We start from the raw sequence: 1,615 nt of genomic DNA on the forward strand, positions 1-1,615 counted from the left end.
GAGTTCAGGAAAAGGGCGAAGCGAGTTCCTTTAAAATCCGAATATGCGTATTCCTCTAATAGGTACTGGACTATGTCCATGACTCCTGTAATTCACAGAATTCTTAGTAATAAGCGTCTGCTGAGTGAGGGATGGGCTACTTTGGAACAGTTTGCGTGGAAGGGCTGATATATTTACTTCTGCGTTTATCGTTTTGAACCGCCGAATGCGGATCCGCACGTTCGGTGGTGTGGGAGGGGTGAGTTAGGCTCCCCCTACCCGATTCATATCTGCGCATAATTGCGTTCCACTAAGAAAATATGAGTAGCAAATGGAGTAGCAAATGGAGTAGCAAATGGAGTAGCAAATGGAGTAGCAAATGGAGTAGCAAATAGAGTAGCAAATAGAGTAGCAAATAGAGTAGCAAATAGAGTAGCAAATAAGGGACAGATTGAAGTATTATTAAGAATAGCGAAGATTAGCTCCATTGCAAAGCCAACAATAATGTATTAAGGGGTATGTAGCGATGAATATAGGGGTAGAAACAGAAAAAATTGAATTTAAGAAGACAACAGGAGAGCTTCGTGAAGGAATAACATCTTTAGCTTCAATGCTCAACAAGAATGGCTATGGAATTCTGTATTTTGGAGTTAAAGATAACGGTGATGTGGTTGGTCAGCAAATGGGAGACAGAACACTCAGAGAAATATCCCAGGCGATAGCAAATTTCATTAAACCTCAGATTATACCTACCATTGAACATAAACTGATAGATGACAAAAACGTAATAAAGATTGAAGTTCGCGGTTCTGAAAAGCCTTATTCTGCTTACGGACGCTATTACATGCGTTCAGCGGATGAAGATAGAGAATTAAGCCCGACAGCCTTGAAAGAGTTAATGGACAAGCAAACATCGTCAGATATTTTAACTTTAGTGCCTGCTCCGGTTCAGACACTTTCATTTAATAAACTTAAAATTGCATACGTAACAGCAGGCCTGACCGTTGATCAGTCAACTTTTGAAGTTAATACAGGGCTGAAAAATAACGATGGAAAATATAACCTAATGGCCTTTCTGCTTGCTGATAAAAATGATATTTCAATTAAAGTTGTCACTTTTGCAGGAAAAGATAAGACGAATCTCATAAAAAGAAATGAGTATGGCGGAACCTGCCTGATTACCTCTATTGATAAAGTATTGGACTACATGGAGTCCATCAATGAAACCATGGTGGAAATTTAGTGAGGTCGTGACCAGCTTTTGAGGTAATTCATGACTCCCTTTTCCGGTGAATCTTGATCGATGATTACGTCCGTTCCTGGAGAAGCTTTCTGGAAATTCCTGATTGCTTTTTCCGATGAATCTTGATCCATGCAGGGGTATAAATGTAGTGATTAGACTCCCGCTTTGGGATGACTGTTTCTGAGTATGATGATGTTCTGGAGGAATCTCCTGCCCGGGGTTTACACTTTAATCACCGGCGGCCGGATTTGTTTAAAGAGAGGAAAGAAAGAATTGCGGGTGCTGGCCCGCAATATCGGCAATGATATTTCAGATTTATTCGGCTGACGGCTGTTTCTCGGCAGCAATAATTATTTCGGGCTGAACAGGATCATTGTTCGAAATCTGCTTATT

Annotated in this window: 1 protein-coding gene; it reads left to right on the forward strand. The window is 40.6% G+C overall.

Features of this window, described 5'->3' with window-relative positions; translation table 11 throughout:
- Positions 1 to 505: 505 nt before the first annotated feature.
- Positions 506 to 1,222 (forward strand): AlbA family DNA-binding domain-containing protein, encoded by a 717-nt coding sequence (locus F557_RS21375; RefSeq protein WP_019002590.1) that lies wholly within the window; start codon positions 506 to 508, stop codon positions 1,220 to 1,222.
- Positions 1,223 to 1,615 lie beyond the last annotated feature (393 nt).

Source organism: Succinimonas amylolytica DSM 2873, assembly GCF_000378405.1.
In the GTDB taxonomy this organism is placed as follows: domain Bacteria; phylum Pseudomonadota; class Gammaproteobacteria; order Enterobacterales; family Succinivibrionaceae; genus Succinimonas; species Succinimonas amylolytica.

What these genes read in the sequence shown, in the direction of transcription:
- F557_RS21375 (WP_019002590.1), top strand. Translation starts at nt 506, where the DNA reads ATGAATATAGGGGTAGAAACAGAAAAAATTGAATTTAAGAAGACAACA.